At 73.1% G+C, this 23,458-nt stretch carries 21 protein-coding genes and 1 pseudogene; 17 read left to right on the top strand and 5 right to left on the bottom strand.

Annotation, left to right across the window (positions count from 1 at the left end; all coding sequences use genetic code 11):
- The first annotated feature begins 48 nt into the window (after positions 1-48).
- Both BLR04_RS19925 and BLR04_RS19920 read left to right on the top strand, forming a co-directional pair.
- Positions 49-642: a TetR/AcrR family transcriptional regulator gene (locus BLR04_RS19925; protein ID WP_090767200.1), complete on the top strand. Its 594-nt coding sequence runs from the start codon at positions 49-51 to the stop codon at positions 640-642.
- Positions 639-1,481: an alpha/beta fold hydrolase gene (locus BLR04_RS19920; protein WP_090767195.1), complete on the top strand. Its 843-nt coding sequence runs from the start codon at positions 639-641 to the stop codon at positions 1,479-1,481. The genes BLR04_RS19925 and BLR04_RS19920 overlap by 4 nt, the downstream gene beginning before the upstream one ends.
- 29 nt (positions 1,482-1,510) lie before the next feature.
- On the opposite strand, the gene BLR04_RS19915 is transcribed toward BLR04_RS19920, so the two are convergent.
- Positions 1,511-2,461, bottom strand: a complete 951-nt coding sequence (locus BLR04_RS19915) for a helix-turn-helix transcriptional regulator (protein ID WP_176903183.1) — start codon at positions 2,459-2,461, stop codon at positions 1,511-1,513.
- A 61-nt stretch (positions 2,462-2,522) separates the two neighbouring features.
- On the opposite strand from BLR04_RS19915, the gene BLR04_RS19910 reads away from it, so the two are divergent.
- Positions 2,523-3,002, top strand: a complete 480-nt coding sequence (locus BLR04_RS19910) for a VOC family protein (RefSeq protein WP_090767189.1) — start codon at positions 2,523-2,525, stop codon at positions 3,000-3,002.
- Here BLR04_RS19910 and BLR04_RS19905 read toward each other — a convergent pair.
- Complete coding sequence (locus BLR04_RS19905; protein ID WP_090767186.1) at positions 2,999-3,736, bottom strand: MerR family transcriptional regulator; 738 nt, start codon at positions 3,734-3,736, stop codon at positions 2,999-3,001. The genes BLR04_RS19910 and BLR04_RS19905 overlap by 4 nt on opposite strands.
- Before the next feature lie 285 nt (positions 3,737-4,021).
- Here BLR04_RS19905 and BLR04_RS19900 point away from each other — a divergent pair, with 285 nt between their 5' ends.
- From BLR04_RS19900 to BLR04_RS19875, 6 genes are all read left to right on the top strand, one after another.
- Positions 4,022-4,843 (top strand): nitroreductase/quinone reductase family protein, encoded by an 822-nt coding sequence (locus BLR04_RS19900; RefSeq protein WP_090767184.1) that lies wholly within the window; start codon positions 4,022-4,024, stop codon positions 4,841-4,843.
- 98 nt (positions 4,844-4,941) lie between these two features.
- Complete coding sequence (locus BLR04_RS19895; RefSeq protein ID WP_090767181.1) at positions 4,942-5,463, top strand: GNAT family N-acetyltransferase; 522 nt, start codon at positions 4,942-4,944, stop codon at positions 5,461-5,463.
- A gap of 94 nt (positions 5,464-5,557) precedes the next feature.
- Complete coding sequence (locus BLR04_RS19890; RefSeq protein WP_090767179.1) at positions 5,558-6,166, top strand: biotin transporter BioY; 609 nt, start codon at positions 5,558-5,560, stop codon at positions 6,164-6,166.
- A gap of 7 nt (positions 6,167-6,173) precedes the next feature.
- On the top strand, positions 6,174-7,535 hold the full coding sequence (locus tag BLR04_RS19885; protein ID WP_090767176.1) for a class I adenylate-forming enzyme family protein: 1,362 nt from the start codon (positions 6,174-6,176) through the stop codon (positions 7,533-7,535).
- Between the two features lie 34 nt (positions 7,536-7,569).
- Positions 7,570-8,709, top strand: a complete 1,140-nt coding sequence (locus BLR04_RS19880; protein WP_090767353.1) for a thiolase family protein — start codon at positions 7,570-7,572, stop codon at positions 8,707-8,709.
- Positions 8,710-9,393 (top strand): energy-coupling factor ABC transporter ATP-binding protein, encoded by a 684-nt coding sequence (locus tag BLR04_RS19875; protein WP_245740353.1) that lies wholly within the window; start codon positions 8,710-8,712, stop codon positions 9,391-9,393. It begins immediately after the preceding gene.
- Here the strand turns inward: BLR04_RS19875 and BLR04_RS19870 are convergent.
- Positions 9,383-10,620 (bottom strand): annotated as a pseudogene (locus BLR04_RS19870) (RNA-guided endonuclease InsQ/TnpB family protein). The gene BLR04_RS19875 and the pseudogene BLR04_RS19870 overlap by 11 nt on opposite strands.
- A gap of 150 nt (positions 10,621-10,770) precedes the next feature.
- On the opposite strand from BLR04_RS19870, the gene BLR04_RS19865 reads away from it, so the two are divergent.
- From BLR04_RS19865 to BLR04_RS19855, 3 genes are read left to right on the top strand one after another with little or no spacing between them, the layout of a single operon-like run.
- Positions 10,771-11,373: an energy-coupling factor transporter transmembrane component T family protein gene (locus BLR04_RS19865; RefSeq protein WP_090767171.1), complete on the top strand. Its 603-nt coding sequence runs from the start codon at positions 10,771-10,773 to the stop codon at positions 11,371-11,373.
- Positions 11,374-11,412: 39 nt separating this feature from the next.
- The gene (locus BLR04_RS19860) at positions 11,413-11,766 is read left to right on the top strand and encodes an ArsR/SmtB family transcription factor (protein WP_090767167.1); all 354 of its coding nucleotides are present in this window, start codon (positions 11,413-11,415) and stop codon (positions 11,764-11,766) included.
- Positions 11,766-12,374 carry an SRPBCC family protein gene (locus BLR04_RS19855; protein WP_090767165.1) on the top strand — a complete coding sequence of 203 codons (609 nt, stop codon included), beginning with the start codon at positions 11,766-11,768 and terminating at the stop codon, positions 12,372-12,374. Before BLR04_RS19860 ends, BLR04_RS19855 begins: the two co-directional genes overlap by 1 nt.
- Positions 12,375-12,387: 13 nt before the next feature.
- Here BLR04_RS19855 and BLR04_RS19850 read toward each other — a convergent pair whose 3' ends face one another.
- Both BLR04_RS19850 and BLR04_RS19845 read right to left on the bottom strand, forming a co-directional pair.
- Entirely contained in the window at positions 12,388-12,639 is a 252-nt protein-coding gene (locus tag BLR04_RS19850; RefSeq protein WP_090767163.1) for a hypothetical protein, read from the bottom strand.
- A gap of 138 nt (positions 12,640-12,777) precedes the next feature.
- Positions 12,778-13,224 carry an HIT family protein gene (locus BLR04_RS19845; RefSeq protein WP_090767160.1) on the bottom strand — a complete coding sequence of 149 codons (447 nt, stop codon included), beginning with the start codon at positions 13,222-13,224 and terminating at the stop codon, positions 12,778-12,780.
- Between the two features lie 308 nt (positions 13,225-13,532).
- On the opposite strand from BLR04_RS19845, the gene BLR04_RS19840 reads away from it, so the two are divergent.
- The 5 genes from BLR04_RS19840 to BLR04_RS19820 are packed head-to-tail and all read left to right on the top strand — an operon-like array spanning position 13,533 to position 23,450.
- The gene (locus BLR04_RS19840; protein ID WP_090767157.1) at positions 13,533-17,039 is read left to right on the top strand and encodes a DUF4132 domain-containing protein; all 3,507 of its coding nucleotides are present in this window, start codon (positions 13,533-13,535) and stop codon (positions 17,037-17,039) included.
- The gene (locus tag BLR04_RS19835) at positions 17,036-18,112 is read left to right on the top strand and encodes an ATP-binding protein (RefSeq protein ID WP_090767154.1); all 1,077 of its coding nucleotides are present in this window, start codon (positions 17,036-17,038) and stop codon (positions 18,110-18,112) included. Before BLR04_RS19840 ends, BLR04_RS19835 begins: the two co-directional genes overlap by 4 nt.
- A 3-nt stretch (positions 18,113-18,115) precedes the next feature.
- Positions 18,116-20,356, top strand: coding sequence for a DUF5682 family protein (locus BLR04_RS19830; protein WP_090767152.1), 2,241 nt, complete (start codon positions 18,116-18,118; stop codon positions 20,354-20,356).
- Entirely contained in the window at positions 20,353-21,474 is a 1,122-nt protein-coding gene (locus BLR04_RS19825) for a VWA domain-containing protein (RefSeq protein ID WP_090767149.1), read from the top strand. The genes BLR04_RS19830 and BLR04_RS19825 overlap by 4 nt, the downstream gene beginning before the upstream one ends.
- Positions 21,471-23,450 (top strand): hypothetical protein, encoded by a 1,980-nt coding sequence (locus tag BLR04_RS19820; RefSeq protein ID WP_090767146.1) that lies wholly within the window; start codon positions 21,471-21,473, stop codon positions 23,448-23,450. The genes BLR04_RS19825 and BLR04_RS19820 overlap by 4 nt, the downstream gene beginning before the upstream one ends.
- Positions 23,451-23,458 lie beyond the last annotated feature (8 nt).

Raw genomic sequence — 23,458 nt, 5'->3', positions numbered from 1 at the left:
GGCCTATTAGGTTTTGCTTAGTGATCCTAGGAGAAGGTGGGTGCGCGTATGGCGCGGGCCGGGTTGACGGCGGAGCGGGTGACGCTCGCGGGCGCCGAACTGGCGGACGAGGTCGGGCTCGAGCACGTGACGATGTCGGCGGTGGCGCGCCGGCTCGGGGTGAAGGACGCGAGCCTTTACGTGCACGTCCGCGGCCTGGAGGACCTGCGCGGGCGGATCGCGCTGCTGGCGGCGGACGAGAAGACCATCCGGATCGCCGAGGCCACCACCGGGCGGGCGGGCAAGGACGCGCTGGTGGCGTTCGCGAACGCCTGGCGGGCGTACGCCCACGCCCACCCTGGCCGCTACACCGCGACGCAGATCCCGACGCAGGTCGATCCCGAGCTCGCGGCCCGCGCGCCAGGGCCGCGACGCGCGATCGAGCTGACGTACAGCATGCTGCGCGCCTACGCGCTGGACGAGCCCGACCTGACCGACGCGGTCCGGCTGGTACGCAGCACGCTCCATGGCTTCGTCAGCCTGGAGGCCGCCGGCGGTTTCGCGCACGCGCGCCCGGCCGAGGCCTCCTGGACCCGCTGCCTCGACGCCCTGCACACCTCCCTGGAGCACTGGCCCGCACCCCGCGAAGGAGACCCCTCATGACCGCCCCGACCACCGGCCGCCTGCGCGTGGACGGCGCCACCCTGCACTACGAGGTGCGCGGCAGCGGCCCGCTCCTGCTGCTGATCCCCGGCGGCGCGGGCGACGCCGCCTCCTACGACGGCATCGCCGACGACCTGGCCGCCGATCACACGGTCGTCTCCTACGACCCGCGCGGCATGTCCCGCAGCCCGCTGGACGACCCCGAGGCCGCTCAGCAGGTCGCGCAGCATGCCGACGACGCGGTCCGGCTGCTGGAGCTGCTGTCCCCGGACGCGCCCGCACGCGTGGCGGGCTGCAGCTCAGGTGCGATCGTCGCGCTGCACCTGCTCACCGCCCACCCCGAGCGGATCGAACGCGTGCTGGCGCACGAGCCGCCGGTGGTGGAGGTACTGCCGGACGCCGCCGAGCACCGCGCGCTGCTCGCCCGCGTCCAGGACACGTTCCGCCGGGACGGGCTGATGCCCGCGGTGGCCGAGTTCGCGGCGGGCCTCAGACGGCCGGGCGCCGAGGAGCCCGTCACCGCGCAGGCGGTCACCGAGCTGCCGCCCCAGGCGGCGGCTCGGGCCGAGCGGACGATGGCGAACATGCCCTACTTCCTCGGGCGCATCGTGCCGAGCTTCATGGCCTACGCCCCGGACGTGGATCGCCTGGCGGCCCTGTCGGACCGGCTGGTGCTCGCGGGTGGCGCGGACTCGCGCGGTGAACTGCCCTACCGTCCCGCTGCCTTCCTGGCCGAGCGGCTCGGCACGGAGCTCGTCCACTTCCCCGGCGGGCACACGGGCCTCAGCACGCACCCCGCCGAATTCGCCGCACTGCTCCGCAAGGCGCTGGGCTCCTGATTCCGCCGGACCACACCATGTTGAGGTGTTCAGTCGGGGACGGCTGACAGCAGGCGGTTCGCCAGAGCGCGGCAGCGGTCGGCGAGGCCGGGTGGGTCGAGTGCCTCGAAGGCGTGGCCGAGGAGCAGGACGTGCATGAGCACGAAGTCGAGGCTGTCGGCGCCGGTGAGCACCTCGCACCTCTCGGCGCCGCGTGGCCGGACGACCACGGCCGAGGCGGGCACCTGCGCGCGTACGGTTTCGGCCGGGGCGTGCACGAGGAAGCGGGCCTGGTGCCGGTAGGGGCGGCTGGCCACGCTCTCCTGCACGTACGCCGCCGCGTCCGGCATCGGCCGCGGGCGGAACCGCCAGGTACGTGCCGCGACTGCGGTCATGCGGTCGACGCGGAAGGTGCGCCAGTCGTCGCGGTCGACGTCATAGGCGAGCAGGTACCAGCGCCGGTCGGAGGCGACCAGCCGGTACGGCTCGACCCGCCGTCGCCGCGCCGCACCCGCTGACGGGTAGTCGAACCCGGCCTCGACCTCGTCGCGGCAGGCTCGGGCCAGCGTGATGAACGCTTCGGCGTCGACCGGCGTACGGCCGCCGCCGAAGGACTCCACCGAGCCGGTCAGGGCCCGTACCTCGTGGCGCAAGCGGGCGGGCAGCACCTGGTCGAGTTTCGTCAGGGCGCGCAGCGCCGCGTCGCCCGCGCTGCCGGCCGCGCCGTCCAGCAGCGCGACGGCGGTCGCGATGGCCTCCTCATCGTCGAGGAGCAGCGGCGGCAGGTCCTGCCCCGGGCCGAGCCGGTAGCCGCCCCCGGCTCCGTACGTGGCGTGCACGGGGTAGCCGAGCGCGCGCAGCCGCTCGACGTCGCGCCGTACCGTGCGGGGCGTGACCCCGAGCCGGTCGGCGAGATCGGGGCCGCTCCAGACCCGGCGCTGCTGCAGCAGCCCGAGCAGGGTGAGCACCCGCTCCGTCGTGCCCCGCTCGTCGGCGCTCATGCCGTCCACCCTAGCCAGATGGCGGACCGATCCTGTCCGCTTGTGGGGTCAGAGTGGCCGCATGAACGATCACACCGCGAGCAGCCGCCACCTTCAGATCACCTTCGACGCGCACGACCCGCGGGCGCTGTCGTGCTTCTGGCGCGACGCGCTCGGCTACGTCCACCCCGCTCCGCCAGGGGCCGACCTGCCCGAAGGCGCGGACCCGCTGGCCGCGTGGGACGAGTTCCTGGCGCGGGCCGGTGTGCCGGAGGAGCAGCGCAACGCGAGCTCCGCGGTCGAGGACCCGCACGGGCACGGCCCGCGGCTGTTCTTCCAGCGGGTGCCGGAGGACAAGGTCGCCAAGAACCGCGTCCACCTCGACATTCGTGCCGCTCCCGGCCTGCGGGGCGAGGAGCGGATGGCGGCGCTGGAAGCCGAGTGCGCGCGCCTCGTCGCGCTGGGAGCGACCCGGGTACGCCGGCACGAGCCCGCGCCTCCGCTGAGCGCCGGCTTCATCGTGATGACCGACCCGGAAGGCAACGAGTTCTGCCTCGACTAGCGCCCACCGATCATGCGGACCGCCTGCCGGATGACCTCGGCCTGGGCGGGCGCGAGCTCGTCGAGGAACGGCTCGACGGCCTGGGGGTCCCAGCCGGGGCCTCCGGGGTCGACGCCCACCGGCAGGTGCTGCACGCCGAAGTCGGCGACGAGCCTGGCGAGCGGCGTCACCCTCGGGTCGCCGGGGTCGGCGTCGGCGAGCTCGTCGAGGCGGCGGTAGAACTCGTGTGCCGGCTCGGGATCGGCGTTCATCTCGGCGGCCCAGGTCGTCGCGGGGTCGGTGGCGACAGTGTCCATCAGCATGAGCATGTCGCGGTCCCACGCCGCCGACTCGGAGGCGGGGACGTCCACCAGCCGCAGGAACTGCAGCAGCGCGGGGGAGGCGGTGTCGTCGGGGCCGAGCGTGCCGTCCTCGGCGCGCCGCAGGACCTCGGCGAGCCGGGCGCGGCGCAGCCGGATCTCGTGCTCCTGCCGGGCGAGGTCGGCGTCGATCTCGGCGAGGATCTCCGGCAGTTCCCTCGAACGGTCGTCGGCGATGACGTCGCGGGCCTCGTCGAGGCTCAGGCCGAGCGCGACCAGCCGGCGGACGCGGGCGAGCGCGATGGCGTCGCGCATGCCGTACTCGCGGTAGCCGTTGGTCAGGCGCCGCGGCTCGGGCAGGACACCCTGGTGGTGGTAGTAGCGCACCGTACGGGTGGACACTCCGAGCAGCGCGGCGAGCTCTCCGATCCGCATGCCCCCAGTAAAGACCGTGCCGCCGCGTCAAGGTCAAGGGGTTGACGTGATCGTCGGTGGCACGTGTAATTAGGGTCGCGTCGCGTGTCGCCGCCCGCGAGTACGGGGGTGGCATGGAGGCGCCTTTCTTCAAGGGGATGACGCCGTGGCCACCTACACCGGTCGTGCCTGAGCACGTAGCTCCCGCGCGTCGTCCCATGCTCTGAAGCGCTCTTCGCCGTACCGGCATGCTCGCGCGGGCTCTCCCATGTCATCGACACCTTCCTGTCTGGAGCCGTATTCAGCATGCCTGTTGACTTCAACCGCCAGATCATCGAGGAGTTCCGCGCCAACAAGGGCCGCGTCGGCGGCGTCTTCGCCGGCGGCCGGCTGCTCCTGTTGACGACCACCGGCGCCCGTACCGGCGCGCCGCACACGACGCCGCTCGGCTACCTGCCCGACGGCGACCGCCTCCTGGTCATCGCCTCGGCCGGGGGCGCTCCGAAGCATCCGCAGTGGTACCGCAACGTGCTGGCCAACCCCCAGGTCACGGTGGAGACCGGGGTTCTGACCTACCGGGCCGACGTGGTCGTGCTGGAGGGGGACGAACGCGAGCGGATGTTCGCCCGCGCCGTCGAGTTCGACCCCGGATGGGGCGACTACCAGGCCCGCTCGGGACGGCTGCTGCCGGTGGTGGCGCTGCTGCCGATCGACGAGGGGCCGCCCGCGGGCGGCTCGCTGGGCGCCGCGCTGGTCGCCCTGCACGACGCGTTCCGGCTGGCGCTGGAGCTGATCCGCGCCGAGGTGGCCAGGTCGGGGCCGCGCCTGGGGGCGCAGCTGCGGGTCAACTGCCTGACCCTGTGCCAGGGGCTGCACGTGCACCACGAGCGCGAGGACGGCTTCATGTTCCCCGCGCTGGAGGGGCGCTATCCCGAGCTGGCCCCGGTGATGCGGCAGCTGCGCGCCGAGCACGAGACCGTCGCCCGGCTGCTCGGCGAGCTGCAGGCGCTGCTCGCGGACGACCGGGTCGAGCAGCGGACGCTGTCGGAGGAGGTGGAGCGGCTCACCCGCGAGCTGGAGGCCCACCTCGAGTACGAGGAGAAAAACCTCGTCCCGTTGCTCGGCTGAGCGCGCACGCCAGGATTGGTCCTACGCTTGTTCCCCGGCCGGGGAGCGACGGCCCGCCAGGGGCGCTCGCCGCCGTCCCGAGCCCCCTGGAGGAAAGCGTGCACACCATCGAGCGCCTGTCCGCGGCCGAGTTCGGCTCCCGCCTGGAGGAGCTGGCCGACCTGCTGGTGGACGCAGTGGAAGGCGGCGCGTCCGTCGGGTTCGTGACGCCGTTCGGCCGCGAGGACGCCGCCGCCTGGTGGAAGGGGCGCGCGGCGGCCGTGGCGGACAGCGCGCACCTGGTGTGGGGGTGCCACGCCGGCGGCGCCCTGCTCGGCACCGTCAGTTTGTTGCTCGCCGACAAACCCAACTCGCGGCATCGGGCCGAGCTCGTCAAGCTGCTGGTCCACCGTTCGGCCCGCGGCCGGGGCCTCGGACGGGCCCTGCTGGCCGAGGCCGAGCGGGCCGCCCGCGAGGCCGGGATCGAGCTGCTCATGCTCGACACCGAGACGGGCAGCACCGCCGAGCACGTCTACCTGACGGGCGGCTGGATCCGCTACGGCATCGTGCCCGCGTACGCCGGCGCGCCGGACGGCACGCTGCTGGACTGCAGCTTCTTCTACAAACGCCTCGCGCGGTGACCCCGCCGGGTATCGATCGCTCGCAGAGGATGGACGGGATTGTTGTGGGATACCTCCATGCCGTCCGTTGTCCGTTCTGGTGTGGGATCGAACCATGAGCAAAGAAGACAAGCGACGCAGTTTCCCCACGGGTGACCTGGCACGAGTCGCGGTGTTCGCCGCGGTCATCGCCGTCCTCGGCCTTCCCGGTGCTCTGAACGTCTTCGGCAACGCCGTCCCCATCACGTTGCAGACGCTGGGCATCATGCTGGCGGGCGCGGTCCTCGGCACGTGGCGGGCCGCGCTGGCCGTCGTCGTGCTGCTCGTCCTGGTGGCTGCCGGGCTGCCGCTGCTGTCCGGCGGGCGAGGCGGGCTCGCAGTGTTCGCCGCCCCGTCGACAGGCTTCCTCCTCGGCTGGATCCCCGGCGCGGCCGTGACCGGCTGGCTCGTCGAGCGCGCGGGCCGCAATCCGAGTCTCGGCCGGCTCGTGCTGGCGTGCCTGGCGGGCGGCGCCGGCGTGGTCTACCTGTTCGGCATCCCGGTGCAGGCGCTCGTCACCGGTGTCCCGCTCGGCACGGCGGCCTGGCTGACCCTCGCCTTCGTGCCGGGCGACCTGATCAAGGCGGTGGTGGCCGCCATCGTCGTCCGTGGCACCCAGCGCGCCTACCCCGACGCCGTTCCGGCCGTGCACCTGGAGCGGGTGCGGTCGGCGAAGGAGCGTTGACCGCTCGATGCCCGTCGTTCCCCACGTCCTGCGGCACGCCGTCGAGCAGCCCTCCAAGCTCGCGGTGTGCGGCCCAGGCGGCGAGCTGACCTACGCCGAGCTCGCCCGCAAGATCAACGGTGCCGCCCGGCACCTGCGCGACCAGGGGGTCGGCCCCAGCTCACTGGTGGCCGTCGGTCCGGCCGACCCGGTCGAGTTCATCGCCACCGCGCTGGCGGCCGACCTGGCCGGGGCGACCCCGGTCGTCGGTGACCCGTCCTGGAGCCACGAACGCTGGTCGCAGGTCAGCGGCCCGGCCGGTCCGCTGACGTTCCTCGGCGAGTCGCTGCCGTACGCGGCCGGTCCCGAAGTGCGGCGGAAGACGGGGCCCGACGACCTGGCGTGGGCCTGCTTCAGCTCTGGCAGCACCGGCCGGCCGCGCGCGATCGTCCGCCGCCGTGCCTCGTGGACGGCGTCGTTCCCGCACCTCAGCGACCTGGCCGGGATCGGGGCCGACGACGTGGTGCTGGTACCTGGCCCGCTCGCGTCGTCCCTGTACTCCTTCGCCGCGATGCACACCCTCGCCGCCGGGGCGACCGCTCTCGTGCCGGGCCGCCCGCCCACGCGGGCGGCGCTGGCCTCGTACGTGTCCAGGGCGACCGTCGTGCACGTGGTGCCAGGACAGCTGGCCGACATGCTCGGCCATCCCGGCTCCCGGCTGCGCGCGGCCGTGGTCGGCGGGGCCGCGCTCGACCCGGGCGTCCGGGCCGCGGCGGCCCGCGCCGGGGTGCACACGCTCGCCTACTACGGGGCGACCGAGCTGTCGTTCGTCGCCGTGGACGTCGACGGCGACGGGCTGCGTCCCTTCCCCGGGGTGGAGATCGAGGTACGCCCCGAGCCGGGCTCCGCGCTCGGAGCCGTGTGGGTACGGTCGCCGTGGCTGGCCGAGGGCTACCTCGGCGGCGCGGCAGGACCGCTGCGGCGCGACCCCGACGGCTGGGCGACCGTGGGCGACGTCGCGGAGCCGTATCGGCTGGGGGAGGTGCTGCGGGTCCGCGGGCGCGGCGACGGAGCGATCCAGACGGGCGGCGCCACCGTCGTTCCCGAGGACGTCGAGGCGGTGCTGCGGCAGGTGCCCGGCGTCGGCGACGTCGTGGTGGTCGGCTCGCCACACCCCTCGCTGGGGGCCGTGGTCACGGCGGTCGTCGAAGGCGTGCCGTCCCGTGCGCTGCTGGAGGCGACCGCCAGGAACGGCCTGGACGCGGCGCAGCGGCCCCGCCTCTGGTACGCCGTGCCGAGCCTGCCGCGCACCCCGACCGGCAAGCCTGCCCGCGCCCTGCTCGCGGCCCGGCTGGCGAGCGGCGATCCCGGTATCCGGCGGCTGAACTGACATGCCCGCCCCCATCGAACCTCCGAGGACTGACATGCGAGACACCCCCGTCGTGGTCGCGGCGCGGCGCACCCCCATCGGCACGGCGGGCCACGCGTTCAAGGAGCTGACGGTCGACCAGCTGGCCGCGCCCGTGATCGCGGCCGTGGCCGGTGATGTGGCCGGTGACGTGGACGGCCGCGTCGAGGACGTGGTGCTCGGCAACTGCATGGGCCCTGGTGGCAACGTGGCCCGGGTGTCGGCGCTGGCCGCCGGGCTGGGGCACGAGGTGCCCGGTCTCACCGTCGACCGCCAGTGCGGCAGCGGCCTGGCCGCGATCCTGGTGGCCGCGCAGGCGGTGCGCGCGGGGGAGGCCGACCTGGTGCTCGCCGGAGGCGCCGAGAGCGCCTCGACCGCGCCGCTGCGCACGCCCCGCGGCGCCGACGTCCCGTACGCGCGGGCGCCGTTCGCTCCCGCCGGCCACCCCGACCCGGACATGGGGCCCGCCGCCGAAGCGCTCGCGGCCGCGTACGGCGTGGAGCGGGAACGCCAGGACGCCTACGCGCGCCGCAGCCATGAGCGGGCCCTGGCCGCCCGCGCGGCGGGCCGGTTCGCGAAGGAGGTCGTGCCGGTCGGCGGGCGGGTGGACGACCAGCGTCCGCGCCCGCTGCGGGAGGCGTCCCTGGCCCGGCTGCCTGCGGCGTTCGTGGCAGGAGGTACAGTGACGGCCGGAAATTCCTCCCCGGTCAGTGACGGCGCGGCGGTGGTGGCCGTCGTGCCGGAGCGCCTGCGCCGGGGCCTGTCTGGCCTGCGGCTGGTGGCCGGGTCCGTCGTCGGTTGCGACCCCGAGCTGCCCGGGTGGGGGCCGGTGCCCGCGATCCGCCGGGTGCTGGCGCGTACGGGCGTGGGCTTGGAGCAGGTGGCGGCGGTGGAGATCGTGGAGGCGTTCGCGGCGCAGGTGCTGGCCGTCACCGACGCGCTGGGGCTCGACCCGCTGGGGGCCGACTCCGATCGGGTCTGTCCCGGCGGCGGGGCGCTGGCGCTCGGCCATCCGTGGGGCGCGTCCGGCGCGGTCGTGGTGACCCGGCTGTTCAGCGGCCTCGTCCGTGAAGAAACTCCACCGGGCACGCTCGGCCTGGCCGCGGCCGCGGTTGGCGGCGGGCTCGGCGTGGCCGCGCTGTTCGAGGTGGTCTGAGTGACGGACGCGATCGAGTTCGCCGACGTGCACGTCCGGTTCGGCGAGCGTGAGGTGCTGCGCGGCATCACCGCGTCGCTGCCGGAGCGCCGCATCGGCGTGGTGGGGGCGAACGGCTCGGGCAAGAGCACGCTGGCCCGCCTGATCAACGGACTGGCGCTGCCGACGTCCGGCAGCGTGAACGTGCTCGGCCTCGACACCCGCCGTGACGCGGCGAAGATCCGGCGCGGCGTGGGCTTCGTGTTCACCGACCCCGACGCCCAGATCGTCATGCCGACGGTGGCCGAGGACGTCGCGTTCTCGCTGCGCCGCAAGGGCCTGCCGCGCGAGGAGGTCGACCGGCGCGTCGGCGAGACGCTGGCCCGCTACGGCCTGGCCGGGCACGCCGACCACCCGGCGCACCACCTGTCGGGCGGCCAGAAGCAGCTGCTCGCGCTCTGCTCGGTCATGGTGCTGGAGCCGCGGATCATCGTCATGGACGAGCCGACGACGCTGCTCGACCTGCGCCACTCCCGCCAGGTCGGCGCGCTGCTGCGCGACCTGCCGCAGCAGGTGCTGGTGGTCACGCACGACCTGCCGCTGCTGGAGGACTTCGACCGGGTGCTCGTCATCGACGACGGCCGCGTCGTGGCCGACGGCACCCCGCGCGAGGCCATCGGCCACTACAGGAAGCTCATGGCTTGACATCCTCCCCCTCCTGAAGGAGAGGGATTCCCACGGTCACCCGTAGGCCTTCCTGCTTCACAGCCAGTTGCCCGCCGGAGAGGACTCTCGTTGAGGTCTTACACCAGCTCCACAGGCGTTTCAGCTCTCCGCCAGCCCGGCGGCGAGCACGTTCTTCGCGGCGTTGACATCCCGGTCGTGGACCGTGCCGCAGGTGCACTCCCATTCCCGCACGCCGAGCGGCATCTTCTCCTGCAGGGAGCCGCATGCCGAGCACAGCTTGGACGAGGGGAACCAGCGGTCGACCACGACCAGTTCCCGCCCGTACCACCGCGCCTTGTACTCCAGCATCGACCGCAACTCGCGCCAGCTCGCGTCGGAGATGGCGCGGGCCAGGCTGTGGTTCTTGACCATGGTGCGGACGGTCAGGTCTTCCACGGCGATCACTTGGTTCTCGTGAACAAGCCGTGTCGTCACCCTGTGCAGATGGTCCCTTCTACGATCGGTGATCCGCGCGTGGACGCGGGCCACCTTCAGACGGGCCTTGGCCCGGTTGCTCGACCCCTTCTCCTTACGGGCGAGTGCCCGCTGCGCCTTGGCGAGCCTTCGCCGGTCACGACGCTCGTGACGAGGGTTGAGGATCTTCTCTCCAGTGGAGAGTGTGGCCAGCGCCGTGATCCCGGCATCGATCCCCACGTTCGCCGCGACGGGCGGCAGCGGACTGATCTTCTCTTCGACCAGCAGGGACACGAACCAGCGACCCGCCGCGTCCTTCGACACGGTGACCGTGGACGGCTCCGCACCCTCAGGAAGAGGACGCGACCACACGATCGCCAGCGGAGCATCCATCTTCGCCAGCGTCAACCGGCCCTCCCGCCAGCGGAACGCCGACCGCGTGTACTCCGCCGACAGGCGCGACTTCTTCCTGCTCTTGAACGCCGGATACTTGGCGCGCTTGGCGAAGAAGTTCGCGAACCCCGCCTGAAGATGCCGCAGCGCCTGCTGAAGCGGGACCGACGACACCTCGGACAGGAAGTCGTACTCTCCGCTGCGCTTCCACTCCGTCAGACGCGCGGAGGACTCCACGTAGGAGACGCGTCGCCCTTCGAGGGTGTAGGCGCGGGTGCGCTCTTCCAGAGCCTTGTTGTAGACGAGGCGGACGCATCCGAACGTCCGGGCAAGCTCTTCGGCCTGCTCGGGGGTCGGGTGGAAACGGTACTTGTAGGCCCGCTTCACCAGCTGCGCCATGCCGCACATCCTAGGACGCGATCAGCTCAAGAATCGTGTGTTTGTTCGAAACGGTGGTTCGCCTGGCGGCGAATCACCTGCCCCTGTCCTGCTCCGCAGGGGTCCGATTCCTCTCCCGCCTGAAGGCGGGGGTTTCCTCGGAGGCATCTGATGAACCTGACCGGCGCGTACGTACCGGGAACGTCGCTGCTGCACCGCCTGCCCGCAGGGGCCAAGCTGGCCGGGCTCGCGCTCGTGTGCACGGCGCTGGTGCTGATCGGCTCGCCGTTCGTGCTGGCCGGGGTGGGTGTCGTCGTGGCGGGCCTGTACGCGCTGACGGGTGTGGGCGCGGCGGCGGCGTGGGCGCAGCTGCGGCCGGTGCGCTGGTTCGCGCTGGCGCTGTTCGTGGTGCAGGTGCCGTTCGCCGGGCCGCAGACGGCGGCGGCGACGGTGCTGCGGGTGGTGCTGGCGGTGGCGCTGGCCGGGCTGGTCACGCTCACCACCCGCATGTCGGAGATGCTGGCGACGCTGGAGCGGTGCCTGCGGCCGGCGCGGTTCGTCGGGCTGGACCCGTTCCGGGTGTCGCTGCTGCTGTCGCTGACGGTGCGCAGCGTGCCGGTGATCGCGGAGCTGGCCGTCCGGGTGCGGGAGGCGCAGCGGGCCAGGGGGGTCGAGCGCAGCGTGCGGGCGTTCGCGGTGCCGTTGGTGGTCGGCGCGCTGCGGCACGCCGACGCGCTGGGGGAGGCCCTCAGCGCCCGCGGCCTCGATGATTAAGTGTTGACTTATATAAGCCATCACTGAAAGAGTGGGCTCGTGCACGCGTTCGACGTCCTCGGCGACCCTGTCCGGCGCCGCATCCTCGAACTGCTGGCGGGCGGCGAGCAGAGCTCAGGCGAGCTCACCGCGACCATCAGGGCCGAGTTCGGCATCTCCCAACCGGCGGTCTCCCAGCACCTTCGGGTGCTGCGCGACCACGGCTTCGCCAGCGTGCGGGCCGACGGCGCCCGGCGGCTGTACGCCGTCGAGCCGGAGCCGCTGCAGGAGGTCGACCTCTGGCTGGAGCGCTTCCGCGGCTTCTGGAGCCAGCGCCTGGACGCCCTGGCGACAGAGCTGGCCCGCGGCCGGCGCGAACGCCGCACGACCCACGACCCAGAAGGAGAAAACTGATGGACATCCTCGACGAACTCACGCGCGCCCACCGCGAACTGGTCGACGGCAAGCGCAAGACGGTGACGCTGCGGCGCCGCTACGACGCCGAGGTCGAGGACGTGTGGGACGCCTGCACCGACCCCGACCGGCTGCGCCGCTGGTTCGCCCCCGTGTCCGGCGAGCTCCGGCTGGGCGGCACGTACCAGATCGACGGCAACGCGGGCGGCGAGATCCTGCACTGCGAACCGCCGCGCCGGTTCACGATCTCGTGGCTGTTCGGCGAGAACCCCGGCTTCTCGGAGGTCGAGGTCAGCCTCACGCCCGAGGGCGACGCCACCCTGTTCGAGCTGCGTCACACGGCCGAGGTGCCGGAGGAGTTCTGGTCGCAGTTCGGCCCCGGCGCGACCGGCGTGGGCTGGGACCTCGTCCTGCTCGGCCTGGCCCTGCACCTGACGGGCGCCGAGAAGCCGGAGGAGTCGACCTTCCACCTGACCGACGATGGCCGCGCCTACATCCTCGGCAGCAGCCAGGCGTGGGGCGAGGCGCACCGCGCCGCCGGCGGCACCCCGGCCGAGGTCGAGGCCACCGTCGCCGCCGTCTCCTCCTTCTACGCACCGCAGCCGTGAGGCGGAATGGGCGTCAGGCGGTCTTGGGGGTGGCGCGCATACTGACGTACACGCAGGCGGTGCCGTTGGACAAGGTGGTGAACACGACGGGGATGTGGTCCTCGCCGTAGGGGCCGCCGGAGGCGGCGCACACCGTACGATCGCCGCTCTGCGACACCGGCACCAGGTCCGACTCGACGGCCGGGGAGAGGTCCTTCATGTCGTCGACGAACTCATAGCGGATGCGTGTACCGCCGTCGTCGGCCTGGAGGATCGTGATAGTCACAACGGGGTCACCGGGGAGGACCCCGTCAGGCCGTCCGCGCAGGTTTACCGCTGGTCGTTCGTGCGGCAGGGAAGCCTGACCAGGAAGACGGCGGCCGGAGCAGACGGTGTTCCGCCGGTAATCTTCCACTCGATGACGCTAGCCGGTACGGAGCGCGTTCAGCGCGTCCCGCAACGCGGCCGCGTCCTGGTCCAGCAGTCGCCGCTCTCTGCTGATCGTGTTCACCTCGAGTCGGAATCCGTCGTCGGGGTGACGCGGGAACACGTGCAGGTGCACATGGAAGACCTGCTGGAACGCCGCCTCGCCGTCGGCGAGGAAGACGTTGACACCCTCACAGCGCAGGCCAGAACGGCGCAGCGCGCGCGCCAACCGGTGGCTTGTCCGCCACATGTGCGTGCCGGTCTCCTCGTCGAGGTCCTCCAGCCCTCCTGCGTGCACGCGAGGGATGACGAGCGCGTCGCCGGGAGCCACGGGATTGACGTCCATGAGCACGACGACGGTGTCGTCCTCGTAGGGAATGCTTGCTTCGGCTCGTCCCGCCACGATGTCGCAGAAGACGCAGGAAGGGCCGTCCGGGATGCTCATCTCTCCATCGTCTCTGGCGGGACGCGAGCAGGGACAGGCGGACCCGAGCGGTGTACGCGGTCGGGGGTTCGGACTCGTTATCGCTGGACCTGGCCCGAGCCGATGGTGCCAGTGCTGTGCCGGCGATGCCGGCCCGCGTGGGACAACCGCTGACGGCCTTCCTCCAGATGCGCTGCGCACTCGGCCGCCGCCTGGCTCAGGACCACCGCCGCCGAGAACCCCGACCTCCCCGGCTGACCTCCGGCGCGACTTTGTCGGTCGTCCACGACATACTCACCGCTGTCGATCAAGAGGGTGGAGGTGTCGGGATGGGCGTGGAGCGCACGCTGACGTTCGTCGGTGGGGGTTCGGCCAAGTTCTGGGAAGTGCGTCAGGACGGCGCTGAGCTGCACATCCGGTTCGGACGGCTGGGCGCGGCCGGTCAGACGCAGGTGAAGTCGTTCGGCTCGGCCGCCGACGCCACGGCGGCCGCGGACAAGCTGGTGGCCGACAAGTTACGCAAGGGCTACACGGAGGACGAAACGGCCTCCTCGCCGCAGGCGGCTTCCCCCACCGGCAGCATTGCGGACGAGGACCGGTTGACGTTGCCGTCCGCTTGGTTGCGCGAGCTGCACCCCCGGCGGGGCGGAGCGAAGGTCTCCGTGAAGCGGCCGGACGCGAGCGCGCCAGAAAAATTGGCCGCTGAGCTGGACAAACGCCGGATGGTTCTCGCCGAAACGGTGGCGAAGAGCCCGGATCCGGAGCTCGCGTCCGAGGGCGCGGCGTACCTGGCATCAGACCCCGCAGGCACACCGCTGGGTGCGGCGGTGGTCGCCAAGGCCATGGCCGAGTCCCTGTCATGGCACGAGCGCGAGATGCTGTCCCTGTTCGCCGAGACCTGGCTGGCCGAACGCGGCCCGGCGTTCGCGGCGGTGGCCGTGACCGAGCTGGCCTCGCTCGATTACGTCCACGACGGGAACTCCTGGTTGATCCGGCGGATGGCCGACGACGAGACCCCCGAGCGGTGGCACGCCGGGGCCCCCACTCAGCAGATCGACGACCGGGTCCGCGCCGCGCTGGCCGCCGCGTCCGACGACGAGTACGCCGAGGCCGTCGCGGCGCTGGCGGTGAGCCGCAAGGGCGGGATCCACCACCGCGTGGCGGCCTCCTTCCTGGCACCCACCGAGACCGGCTGGGTCACGGCCGACTGCGCCGAGGTGAGCCAGAAGCTGCCGACTCTCGGCTACCGCCTGATCGCCGCCATCAGCGCGCCGGAACACGCCGAGCTGATCAAGGACCATGTGCCGGGTTATTCCATGGGCGGCTCTCTCTCCCTGCCCGCCACGGTCGTCGACGGCATGGGCGAGGCGGCCGTGCCGCTGCTGGCCGCCTGGGTGGACCAGGCCTACAACGCGGACTACCGGAAGCGGCTGCTGGACGTGCTCGCCGACCTGCCGTACGACACGGCGATGCGGGCGCTCCTCGACCGCATCGAGCAGAAATACACCCAGCCGGCCTTCCTGCGCGCGGCCTCCCGCTTCCCCCGCCGCGCGATGCGGATGCTGGCCGAGTCCGGCGGCAAGGCTGTCCACCTGCTGCTGCGCGCCCATGTGGCGGCCCATCCCGAGCTCGTGGACGAGGTGCTCGCGAGCCTCGGTGACGGCGCCGCCGCCGAGCGCGTCCGCGCGATCGTGACCACACAGGCCGTCGCCGCCGCTCCGCCGGACGCCCTGCCCGAGGTGCTGGTCAGCCCGCCCTGGACCCGTCCGCGTAAGGCGCGCAAGGCGGTCGTGGTCAACGGCCTGGCGTGCACCGACGAACCGGCCCTCGTGTGGGCGCCGGGCGAGCAGGACAACTGGCGTTCTCCCCGGCCGGGTGAAGATTCGTGGGATCGGCCCTGGCGCAGAAGCTGGGAGGAAATCGCCCGCGAGATCACCGAGAGCCCGGACGACCACTTCTCCGACGAGATCGCCCTGTTCGTCGCCGGGCCCGAGGAACTGTCCGCACCGCTGATCCCGAAGTGGCGCCCCGGCGACCTGTGGGGGGCGGGCGAATGGATGCCGAAGGTGGTGGCCAGGTTCGAGCTGGCGGCGCTGCCCATGGTGCTCGACAGCGCCCGGCGCGCTCCCAGCTCGGTCGCCATGTCGCTGCTGCCGTTCGCGGCGCCGGAGGTCGCCGTGCTGATGGCCGACTGGCTGGCCCGGCTGAAGTCCGTCCGCGCCACCGCGCTGGCCTGGCTGAACCGCCACCCGGGAACCGCCGCCAGGGCACTGATCCCGGCGGCTCTCGGCAAGCCCGGCGCGGCCAGGCTCCGGGCCGAGCAGGCGCTGGCGGCGCTGGTCACGGGCGGCCACCGCGACACCGTGGCCGAGGCCGCCGCAAGGTACGGAGCCGACGCCGAGGCCGCGATCGCCGACCTGCTCGTGGCCGACCCGCTCGACGCGCTGCCCGCCAAGATGCCCGTGCTTCCCGAGTGGACGGAGGTCGCGATCATGGCCCCGATCCCGCTGCGCGGCGGCGCGGGCGAGCTGCCTCCCGAGGCGGTCCGCCACGTGCTGACGATGCTGGCGATCTCCAAGCTCGGCGAGCCGTACGCCGGTCTCGCCGTGGTCAAGGAGGCCTGCGACGGCCGCGGCCTCGCCGACTTCGCCTGGGCGCTGTTCCAGTGCTGGCAGGCGGCCGGCTACCCGTCCAAGGAGCGCTGGGTGATGGACGCGCAGGCGCTGCTCGGCGACGACGAGACCGTACGGCGGCTGACCCCGCTGATCAGGGCCTGGCCGGGCGAGGGCGGGCACACGCGCGCGGTCGCCGGTCTCGACCTGCTGGCCTCCATCGGCTCCGAGGTCGCGCTGATGCACCTGCACGGCATCGCCGAGAAGGTCAAGTTCAACGGGCTGAAGAACCAGGCCAAGCTGAAGATGGACGAGGTCGCCGCCGAGCTCGGCCTGACACCGCAGGAGCTGGCCGACCGGCTGGTGCCCGACTTCGGCCTGTCCGCCGACGGCAACCTGACCCTCGACTACGGCCGCAGGCAGTTCGTGGTGGGCTTCGACGAGCAGCTCAAGCCGTACGTGGCCGACGCCTCGGGCAAGCGGCTGAAGAACCTGCCCAAGCCGGGCGTCAACGACGATCAGGAGCTCGCGCCCGCCGCCTACCGGCGCTTCGCCGGGCTGAAGAAGGACGTGCGCTCCGTCGCGGGTGACACCATCCACCGCCTGGAGCAGGCCATGGTGGACCGGCGTCGCTGGAGCGCCGGCGACTTCGAGCGGCTGCTCGTCGGCCACCCGCTGCTCTGGCACATCGTACGGCGGCTCGTCTGGGGGCTGTACGACCCGGCGGGCGAGCTCACGGGCACCCTGCGGGTGGCCGAGGACCGCAGCTTCGCCGACGTCGAGGACGACACGCTGATGCTGCCCGACGACGCCCTCGTAGGCGTGGTGCACCCGCTGGAGCTGGGCGAGGAGCTGGCCGCCTGGTCCGAGGTGTTCGCCGACTACGAGATCCTGCAGCCGTTCCCGCAGCTGGGCAGGGAGACGTACGAGCTCGATCCGGCGCTGGTGGCCGAGATCGAGGCCGCCAAGATCCCCACCCGCGCGGTGATCGGCCTGGAGCGGCGCGGCTGGCGGCGCGGCGCGCCGCAGGACGCCGGCTGGCAGTGCTGGATCGAGCGGGACGTACCCGGCGGCCGGACCATCACGATCCACCTCGATCCGGGCATCGTGGTCGGCTACCTCGACTTCGAGGACGAGCAGACCCTGGTGGAGCTCGGGCTCGACGGCCTCGACCCGATCACGACCTCCGAGATCCTTCGAGAACTGAGGGACATCACCCGATGAACGACCACGCCCAGCGGCCCCCGGCCGAGATCCGCTTCGCCGGCGAGCTGGCCAGGCTGCGGGAGCACGACACCGACGACCGGCCGCCCGGCTGGGCGCTCAGCCTGCGGGCCGCCCGCCGTTTCGTCCTCGGGGACGAGACGCTGGGCATCAGCCGTAAGTTCGTGGGCGACCCCTCGCTGATCGACCGGTCCCTGGTGACGCTCGCGACCAACCGCGGGCTGATGCTCGTGGGCGAGCCAGGCACGGCGAAGTCGCTGCTGTCCGAGCTGCTCGCCGCGGCCGTGAGCGGCACCTCGACGCTCACCGTCCAGGGCGGCGCGGCCACCACGGAAGACCAGATCAAGTACTCGTGGAACTACGCGCTGCTGGTCGCCGAGGGCCCCTCCACCCGGTCACTGGTGGCCGCGCCGCTGCTGCGCGGCATGGCCGAGGGCAAGGTGGTGCGCTTCGAGGAGATCACCCGGTGCCCGCTGGAGGTGCAGGACTGCCTGCTGTCACCGCTGTCCGACCGGGTGCTTTCCGTACCTGAGCTGAGCGGGCCCGAGTCGATGGTGTTCGCCCAGGAGGGGTTCACCGTCATCGCCACCGCCAACACGCGCGACCGCGGCGTCAACGAGATGAGCGCCGCGTTGAAGCGCCGCTTCAACTTCGAGACCGTCTTCCCGATCGCCGACTTCGAGACGGAGCTGGCGTTGGTGGAGGCGGAGGCGCTGGCGCTGCTCAAACGCTCGGGCGTCACCGCGCCGCCGCGCCGCGACGTGCTGGAGGTCCTGGTCACCACCTTCCGCGAGCTGCGCCAGGGGCAGACGGCGCGCGGCGACGCCACCGACCGGCTGTCGGGGGTGATGAGCACCGCGGAGGCCGTCTCGGTCGCCCATGCCGTCGGGCTGCGCGGCTGGTTCCTGCGCGGAGAGCCGGGCACCGCCGCCGACCTGGTCTCCTGCCTGGCAGGTACGGCCGCCAAGGACAACCACGAAGACCTGGCCAAGCTCCGCAGGTACCTGGAGCGCAGGCGGCACGGCGACCAGTGGAAGGCCCTGTACGAGGCCCGCCACCTGCTGCCGGGCTGACCGATGGCGGTCATCTTCCTCGGCGTGCGGCACCACAGTCCCGCCTGCGCCCGGCTGGTCGCCGACACCATCCATGCCGTACGCCCCGCGTACGTGCTGGTCGAAGGCCCGGCCGACATGAACCACCGGATGGACGAGCTGCTGCTCGGCCACGAGCTGCCGATCGCCGTCCACACCGGCTACCGCGACCACGAGCGGCGCCACAGTTCGTGGACGCCGCTGTGCGACTACTCGCCGGAGTGGGCGGCGCTGACCGCGGGCCGCGAGGCCGGCGCCGAGCTGCGCTTCATCGACCTGCCCGCCTGGCATCCCGCGCTGGCGGGCCTGCACAACCGGTACGCCGACGCCGAGGCCCGCTACAACGAGGCGACCGGACGGCTCTGCCGCGCCTTCGCCGTGGACAACGTCGACGCGTTGTGGGACCACCTGTTCGAGATCGAACCGGCCGACGGGCTGGCCGAACGGCTGGCCACGTACTTCGACCTCGTACGCGGCGACACCGAGACCGGTCCTGACGACACGGCCCGCGAGGCGTACATGGCGCAGTGGGTGCGGGCGGCCGCCGGCGAGGCGGGGGAGCGGCCGGTGGTCGTGGTCACCGGCGGCTTCCACCGTCCCGCGCTGGTCCGGCTGGCCGAGCAGGGCGAGCGGACCTGGCCGGAGGTGCCGCGGCCGCCCGAGGGGGCGACGGTCGGCAGCTACCTGGTGCCGTACTCGTTCCGCCGGCTGGACGCCTTCGACGGTTACCAGTCGGGCATGCCGTCGCCCGGCTACTACCAGGACCTGTGGGAGTACGGCCCCGACGGAGCCGCCCGCAGGCTCACCGAGGCGGTGACCTCCAGGCTGCGCGCCCGGCGCCAGCCGGTGTCCACCGCCGACCTCATCGCCGCGCGCGCCACCGCCGACGGGATCGCGCTGATGCGCGGCCACCCGTGTCCGGCCCGGGTCGACGTGCTCGACGGTCTGGCCACCGCGCTGGTCGGCGAGGCGATCGAGACCCCGCTGCCCTGGGCGTCCCGCGGCCCGCTCCAGGCGGGCCACCATCCGGTCGTCGTGGAGATGATCGCGGCGCTCAGCGGTGACCGCAAAGGCCGGCTGCACCCCTCGACCCCGCTGCCGCCGCTGGTCCACGCGGTGCTCGCCGAGCTGGGCGGCCCCGGCGACGAACGGCTTCACCTCGATGAGCAGGCCGGCCGCGAACGCAGCCGTTTCCTGCACAGGCTGCGCGTCCTGGGCATCCCGGGCGTGGTCCGCACCTCGGGACCACGCCCGGCGGGCGGCACCGAGCTGGTCGAACGGTGGACACTGACCGAGACCGACGACCGTCTGCCCGCCCTGATCGAGGCGGGCGGGTACGGCGTCGACCCGCAGGAGGCGGCGGCCTCCGTACTCGCCGGGCGGATCAGGGACGCCGACCTCGACCAGCTGGCCGGCGCGCTGTTCGACGCCGCGCTGTGCGGCATCGGCGAGCTGGCGGGGCAGGTGCTCGACGACCTCGCGCGGGCGGTCGTCGCGGCGGCCGACCTGGGCTCGCTGGGCCGCACCCTCACCGTCACCCTGGCGATGTGGCGTCACGACGACCTGTTCGCCACCAGAAACAGCGCCACCCTGGGCGCCGTGGTGCGGGCCGCCACCCTGCGGGCGTTGTGGCTGGCCGAAGGTGTGCTCGGCGGGCCCGTACCCGCCGATCCGCAGCGCATCGGCGCCATGGCGGCCGTACGCGACGCGCTCAGGCACGCCGGCCCGCCGCTCGGCCTGGACGTGGACGCGGCGCTGGCCCTCGCCGACCGCGTCGCCGCCTGCCAGGACGCGCCGCCCGACCTGCGCGGAGCGTCGCTCGGGCTGGGCTGGTCACTGCGTGGCGCCGCAGCCGTGGACCCCGTACGGGCGGTACGCGGCGCGTTCGTCCCCGCGTCGGCCGGCGACTGGCTGGCCGGGCTGTTCGCGCTCGCCCGGGAGGAGGTCCTGCAGGCCGGCGGCATGCTGGAGCTGCTCGACGAGCTGGTCGCGGCGATGGGCGACCACGACTTCCTGGTGGCCCTGCCGGCGCTGCGCCAGGCGTTCGGTTACTTCCCGCCCCGCGAGCGGCACCTCATCGCCACCCGACTGGTCGAACTGCGCTCCGGCGCGTCCGCGTGGGACCTGATGCGGCTGGAGGCGGCGCCGGAACTGGTGGCCGCAGGTATGGCACTGGACGAACGCGTCGACGCGGCGCTGCGCCGGGAGGGACTGATCACGCCATGACCGACCCCACTCTCGTACGGTGGCGCCTGCTGCTCGGCGAGGCAGGCGGCGCCTGCCTCGGCGGCGGGCAGCTCGACGAGCAGGCCGCCGGCCGCGACGCCGCCATGGACTGGCTGTACGGCCGCGACGACGACCTGCGCAAACGCGGCGTACGGCGGCAGGCAGGGAGCGGCCCGTCGACCCTGACCACCTTCGGCTGGCTCGACGACATCACCCGCCTGTTCCCCAAGGAGACCATCGAACGCCTGCAGCGCGACGCCGTCGAACGCTACGAGATCCACGACCTCGTCACCGACCCCGACGTGCTCGCCCGCATCGAGCCCAACCCCGCGCTGCTCAAGGCGGTCCTGCACACCAAGCACCTGATGAACCCGCAGGTGCTGCGGCTGGCCCGGCGCATCGTGGAGCAGGTCGTACGGCAGCTCATGGACAGGCTCGCCACCGAGGTGCGCAGCGCCTTCTCCGGCACCAGAGCGCGGCGGCCCGGCCGGATGCGCCAGGCCCGCAACTTCGACATGGTCAGGACGCTGCGCGCCAACCTCGGCCGCTACCAGCCCGACACCGGCAAGGTCGTGATCGAGAACCCGCTGTTCTTCTCCCGCACCCGCCGCCACCTCGAACAGTGGCAGGTGATCCTGCTCGTCGACCAGTCCGGCTCGATGACCGACTCGGTGATCCACTCGGCGGTCACCGCGGCCTGCCTGTGGGGCCTGCCCGGCGTACGCACTCACCTGGTCGCCTTCGACACCGAGGTGGTGGACCTGTCCTCCGACGTGGACGATCCCGTGGAACTGCTCATGAAGGTCCAGCTGGGCGGCGGCACCGACATCGCCCGCGCGGCGGCGTACGGCGCCGGGCTGGTGGACCAGCCGCGGCGGGCCATCGTCGTGCTGATCTCCGACTTCTACGAGGGCGGCGACCCCCACCGGCTGGTACGCGTCGTCCGTGACCTGGTCGAGCAGGGCAGCAAGGTCCTCGGCCTGGCCGCCCTCGACGAGCAGGCCAACCCCGCCTACGACCGGGAACTCGCGCAACGCCTGGCCGACGCCGGGGCGTACGTGGGCGCGATGACGCCCGGCGAGCTGGCGTCCTTCGTCGCGGAGCACGTGGGCCGATGAGGACGGATCTGCTCGCGCTCACCACCGACTCGCTCGCCGCGCTCACCAACCGCGGCCTGGTCAAGCGGGCGGGCAAGGAAGCCGCGCCCGACCTGCGCACCGACGCCGACGGGACGGTGCACGGCGACTTCGCGGGCGGTCCGACCGCGAGCCTGCCACCCGGCGGGCTCGACGCGGCCCGCTGCACGTGCGGCGCCGCCGGGGTCTGCCGGCATGTGGTCGGGGTGGTTCTCGCGTACCAGCACCAGCACGCCGGACCCGCCGACGGGACGGGCGGTGGGCCGCCTGTCGAGACCGGGGAAGATCCGCAAGGCCGCGGTCCGGAAGCCGCCGCCTGGTCGCCGGGGCAGGTGAGCGACGACGAGCTGACCGCCAGGATCGGCGCCCGTCTGATGGCCGCCGCCCGCCGTACCGAAAGGACCGGATACACCGCCCGCGTCCGCCGCGCCACCGCCACCGATCCCGCGCCGCAGGTCGAGCTCGCCACCGCGACGGTACGTTTCCTGGTCCCCGGCGACCTCGGCTTCGTCCACACCGACGCCGTCGCGGGCAGCCGCGACGACGTCATCGCCCTCGCCGTGTGGGCGTTCCGGGTGGCCGACGAGCTGCATCCCGGGACGCAGGAGGTACGGGTCGACGTCGGCGGCGAAGCGGGAACCGGCACCGGGTCCGGGCTGGAGCGGGCCCTGGGGCTGGCCGGCACAATCCTGCGCGAAGGTGCGGCGCACCTCGGTCAGGGACTCGAAGCCACCATCGCCGACGTGCAGCGCCACCTGGACGCCGCCGGATCGCGCTGGCCGCTGCTGGCCGTCGGCGACCTCGCCGAGCAGCTGGCCGCCTACCGCGACCGCAGCGCCCATTACCGTCCCGAGCTGCTCGCCGGCCACCTCGCCGAGCTCCACGCCCGGCACCGGGCCGTGACCCGCCCCGACGCCACCCTGCGCAGCAGCGTGCTCGGCACCGCCGAGGCCGCCGAGACCCCGTTGCGCCGGGCCCGGCTGGAGAGCCTGGGCTGCCGGATCCGCAGCCTCGGCGACCGGCGGATCGCCGACGTCTACCTGGCCCACAGCGACAGCGCGATGGTCCTGGTGCTCCGCCGCGAATGGGACGGCGACGACGACGGCCCCCTGCTGGCACGGCGCCGCGTCGCCGGCTCCACGCTGGCCGCCCTGGCCACCGGCAACCTCGTCACGGAATCCGCCGTCCGCAGCGCCAGCCGTACCGTGCGGCTGGCCACCGGGCGGATCTCCAGGACGACGGTCAGCCCGTCGCGGGGCGACTGGGGTGAGCTCTCGCCGTCCCTGGTGGTGACCGACCTCGCCGCGCTCGGCCGCGAGCTCGACGCACTCACGCTGCGGCCCATCCGCCCGCGCGTCGAGGCGGAGCTGGTACGCGTCGTCGCCGTCTCCCAGGTGGTGGCCATGACCTACGTTCCCGGCGACCAGCGCCTCGACGCGCTCATCGCCGACCAGGCCGGCAACACCGCCACCGTCACCGCCACCCACACCGGTGCCGCCCCCGGCCGCCTCGACTCGCTGGCCGCCGTACTCGCCGGGGAGGAGGGCGAGCTGCGTTTCGTCAGCGGAGTGGTCGGCCGTACCGGGGGAGGTGTCGTCATCGACCCCGTCGGCCTGGCCGCCGGCGGCCGTGTCGTCGTACCCGACCTGCAGCCCGCAGGAGGCGGCGGCCCGCTCGCGGTCGCCGAGGACGACCCGCACGACCCGCTGACCGCCGCACTGATCGACACGCGCGGGCTGCTCGCGGAAGCGGCCCACCACGGCCTGTCCCACCTGCCGCCTACCTACGGCGCCCGCCTCGACACCGCAGCGCGCCGCCTGACCGGGCTCGGGCTCCACCGCATCGCCCAGTCTGTGACGGCGTTCGCGGCGGCGCGGTCCCAGGACTCGGACGAGACGGCCGAGCAAACCTGGATCGACGCCTACCTGCGCCTGGAGGTGGCCCTGGACCTGACCTGACCGAATCC

The organism is Nonomuraea maritima (genome assembly GCF_900100395.1).
In the GTDB taxonomy this organism is placed as follows: Bacteria; Actinomycetota; Actinomycetes; order Streptosporangiales; family Streptosporangiaceae; genus Nonomuraea; species Nonomuraea maritima.
This window is presented reverse-complemented; position numbering and strand designations above follow the sequence as displayed.